Source organism: Streptomyces sp. UNOC14_S4, from assembly GCF_020740835.1.
Lineage (GTDB): Bacteria > Actinomycetota > Actinomycetes > Streptomycetales > Streptomycetaceae > Streptomyces.
In genome coordinates this window covers 1-3,947 of the sequence record NZ_JAINFC010000617.1, presented here as the reverse complement: position 1 = coordinate 3,947, position 3,947 = coordinate 1, and the positions used below count along the sequence as shown (strand labels likewise).

Here is a 3,947-nt window from a genome sequence, read left to right as displayed (position 1 = left end):
GACAGGCCCCGCCGGGGGCATGGAGGCGCGGGGCGCAGCCCCGTCAGGGCACAGGGGCTCGGGGCGCGGCCCCGTCAGGGGCGCGGAGGCTCAGAGCACGGCCCCGTCGGGCGCTGGGGCTCGGGCACGCGGCCCCGTCAGGGGCGCGGGGAACTGCGCGACCAGCCACACACGGCCCGCAGCCGCGCACCGAGCGCAAGAGGCACCCCGGTAGGCGCACCCCCAAAAGACGAGCCGCACCGAACCGACGGCCGGAACCGACCTCAGCGCGGCAGCTGCGGCCCACCCTCCCGCGGAGCACCCTCCCGTGAAGCGGGAGGCACATCCTCCCGCACGACCTCACCCTGCACGACCTTGCCGTCAGGCATCCGCATGCGCGCCTGCTGGAACGCGTCCCCGACCGGCCCGAAGGCCCCCGGCACGGCAGCCGCAGGCCGCACCAGCCGCCGTTCGAGCCCCTTGCGGAGCAGGGACCGCGTCGGCGGGAAGAGGCACAGCAGCCCCGCCACGTCCGACAGAAGACCCGGCAGGATGATCAGCAGCCCCCCGAGCATCGTGAGGCCGTTGCCGCCGCTCTCCGGCGCCGGTTCGACGACCGCGCCCCCGCTCTGCAGCTGCACCGTCAGGCGCTTCCAGGCCCGCCTCCCGGCCCGCTTGATCACATACGAGCCGGCCACCACGCCGGCGGCCAGCAGGAGGAAGACGGTGAAACCGCCCGCCGCCCCGGCCACCAGCGTCAGCAGCCAGATCTCCAGGACCACCCACAGGGCCACTCCCAGCGGGAGGAGCTTGCGGGCGCGGCTCTTGTGGGGCGGTCGGCCAGGGGCGGTCTGCTGTGCTCCGAAGGTCATGCTTCAAGTGTGCCTGGACGCCCGAGGAATGCCCGGGGCCGGGGGTCGGGCCGGGGTCAGCCCTTGCCGAGCACCTTGCCCACGCGGGAGCCGACGCCCCACGAGGTGACCCGCCACAGGGCCTCGGCGACGATGTCGCGGCTCATCTTGCTGTCGCCGAGCTCGCGCTCGACGAAGGTGATGGGGACCTCCACCACGTGGAAGCCCGCCTTGACCGCGCGCCAGGCCAGGTCGACCTGGAAGCAGTAGCCCTGCGAGGCGACCTCGTCCATGCCCAGCCCCTCCAGCGTCTCCCTGCGGAAGGCGCGGTAGCCGCCGGTGACGTCGCGGAGCGGGACGTCGAGGAGCAGCCGGGAGTAGGTGGAGCCGCCGCGGGAGAGGAACTCGCGGGACTTGGGCCAGTTCACCACCCGGCCGCCGGGCACCCAGCGGGAGCCCAGCACCAGGTCGGCGCTCTTGAGGGCGGTGAGCAGCCGGGGCAGCTCCTCGGGCTGGTGGGAGCCGTCGGCGTCCATCTCCACCAGCACGCCGTAGCCGTTGTCGAGGCCCCAGCGGAAGCCCGCGAGGTAGGCGGCGCCGAGCCCCTCCTTGCCCTCGCGGTGCAGGACCTTGACCTGGTCGTCGTCGGCCGCCAGCTCGTCGGCGAGCTTGCCGGTGCCGTCGGGGCTGTTGTCGTCGGCGACGAGGACGTGCGCCTCCGGTACGGCCGCCCGCACCCGGCCGACGATGGACCCGATGTTCTCCGCCTCGTTGTAGGTCGGGATGATCACCAGGGTCGTGCCGAGCGGACCGTATCTCCGCTGACCACCGTCGTTCACTCCTGGCCCTTTCGCTCAGTTGCCAGCTCAGTTGCGTCCGTCCGCGCCCGACGGCCGATCAGAACCGCGGCGGCGCAGGACAGAAGCCCCACCATAGCGAGCACCCATTCGGGGCCCGCACCCACACGGTCCGCCACGGTGGTCGCGTCGCGCAGCGGTATCCGGGCACTGAGGACATCCCGGGTGAATTCCTCGCTCTGCTGGAGCACCTTGCCGTCCGGGGAGACCACCGCACTGATGCCGCTTGTGGCGGCCGTCACAATGGCGCGACCGTGCTCGACGGCCCGCAGCTTCGACATGGCGAGCTGCTGCTCGGGCTGGCCGGTGCGGCCGTAGGTGGCGTTGTTGGTCTGCACGACGAGGGCGCGGGCACCGGCCTTGACGGTGTCGCGCACGATCTCGTCGTAGGCGATCTCGAAGCAGATCACGTCACCGAGCCGGGCCGGGCCGAGCTGCAGCACGCCGGTGTGGTCGCCGGGGTAGAAGTCCCGCTGGACGCGCTGGAGCCGGGTGATGACCTTGCTCAGCTGGTCGCGGAAGGGCACGTACTCGCCGAACGGCACGGGGTGCTGCTTGGAGTAGGAGGCGCCGGGGCCGGTCTTCGGGTCCCAGACGATGCCCTTGTTGTCGATGTAGCCGCTGGAGCCCGGGTGGTCGACCAGGGCGCCGACGAGGACCGGGACGCCGACCGCCTTGACGGCCTGCTCGATGCGGTCGTACGCCTGCGGGTACTGGAAGGGGTCGAGGTCGGAGGAGTTCTCCGGCCAGATCACCAGGTCCGGCTTCTCCCTGCGGCCCTCCTTGATGTCGCGGGCCAGCTGGAGGGTGGCCTGGACGTGGTTGTCGAGGATCATCATCGGGCGGCCGAGGAAGTCCATGCCGGCGTGCTGCACATTGCCCTGGACCAAGGCGACCTTCACGGTGTCGGCGGCCTTCGTGGGCACGGGCACGGCGTACCCGGCGAGCAGGACCGCCGCGGCCAGCGCGGCGGCCTCGACGCCGGGCAGCGCGGCCCGGAGCGTGCGCGGGCCACGGCGCAGCCGCCCGGCGGTGACGGCGGCGTACGCGAGGAGGCCGCCGGTGAGGGCCACGGCGAACGTCACCAGCGGGGCGCCGCCGAGGGCCGCGAGCGGGGTGAAGGGCGAGCCGGTGTTGGCGAAGGCGAGCCTGCCCCAGGGGAAGCCGCCGAAGGGCAGCCGGTCGCGCGCCAGCTCCTCGGTGATCCACAGACAGGCGCCCCACAGCGGCCAGGCGGGCAGCCGGGAGACACGGGCCAGGCCCGCGCCGAGCAGGGCGAGGAACAGCGCCTCGACGAGGGAGAGGCCCACCACGGCGTCGTAGCCGACCACCCGCAGCCAGCGGAGCAGGACGAAGAAGAACGGCAGCCCGAAGGCGAAGCCCGTCCAGGCGCCCTGGCGGGCGGTGCGGCCCCGGGTGAGCAGCGCGAGCGCGGCGACGGCCACGACCGACAGCGGCCACAGGTCGTACGGCGGAAAGGCGACGGCGAGCGCGAGCCCGGCGAGGGCGGCGAGCCCGGTACGGGCCGCCTCGCGCCGGGCGAGGCGGACGAGCCGGGTGAGCCTGGAGGCACGGGCGGGACGCGGCGCGACGGCGGACGGTGGTGCCGCCGCCCCCACGGCCGGGGCGGACGCGGGCTCCGGTCGTTCGTCGGCGGTGGTTTCGGTACCCGGGGGCACGGGCGCCCCTTTCCTGCGAGCTGAGCGGTATGTGTGCCGACGGTACCTCGCGCGGGGCACACCCCGGGTCCTGGGCTGTGGAAAACCCGCCCCTGTGGAAAACCCGCTTCGCGCGGGCGGCGGATGGGGGCCCGGTGTCCTTCGGGCCGGCCCGGGAACCGCTGGCTGCGGGTCACCCGTGACCGTTGTCTACTGAACTTCCGGGCCCCACCCGGGTCACACCTGCCGGCCTGGCGGCACCGTCCCTCGCCCCCGTGGTGCCGCTGGACCTGGCTGCCAGTGGCGGTGCGCCCGTCCGGCGCTCCGCCCCATGGCCCAGCGGCGTTCGACGACTGTGTGGAGGTTCACCGGCCGGACGTCCGTGGTGGACTCCGCAGAACCTACCCGCCGCCGCCCGCAACCTGTCAACACTTCCCCGACCAGGTCATTTGCCGTAAATCAGCAGGTCAATACGGCGCGGGACCCGGGGCGGCGACAGGCCGACGGCACGTCGTTCGGCGGTACGCGGCCGGGCCCCGTCACTCGTTCGGACGCCCGTGGGCCGCGTACACGGTGCGCCCGCCGACGACCGTGCGCAGGCA

At 73.6% G+C, this 3,947-nt stretch carries 3 protein-coding genes; all 3 read right to left on the bottom strand.

Annotated elements, in window-relative coordinates:
* Positions 1–263: 263 nt before the first annotated feature.
* Genes fxsA through lnt form a run of 3 tightly spaced genes read right to left on the bottom strand, consistent with a single transcriptional unit; the run spans position 264 to position 3,366 of the window.
* A complete protein-coding gene (gene fxsA, locus K6I34_RS33140) occupies positions 264–851 on the bottom strand; it encodes an FxsA family membrane protein (RefSeq protein ID WP_229331745.1) in 588 nt (195 codons plus the stop codon).
* Positions 852–907: 56 nt separating this feature from the next.
* The gene (locus tag K6I34_RS33135) at positions 908–1,669 is read right to left on the bottom strand and encodes a polyprenol monophosphomannose synthase (RefSeq protein ID WP_229331744.1); all 762 of its coding nucleotides are present in this window, start codon (positions 1,667–1,669) and stop codon (positions 908–910) included.
* Positions 1,666–3,366, bottom strand: a complete 1,701-nt coding sequence (gene lnt / locus K6I34_RS33130) for an apolipoprotein N-acyltransferase (RefSeq protein ID WP_374231090.1) — start codon at positions 3,364–3,366, stop codon at positions 1,666–1,668. Before lnt ends, K6I34_RS33135 begins: the two co-directional genes overlap by 4 nt.
* Positions 3,367–3,947: the final 581 nt, after the last annotated feature.

What these genes read in the sequence shown, in the direction of transcription:
- fxsA (WP_229331745.1), bottom strand. Translation starts at nt 851, where the DNA reads ATGACCTTCGGAGCACAGCAGACCGCCCCTGGCCGACCGCCCCACAAG.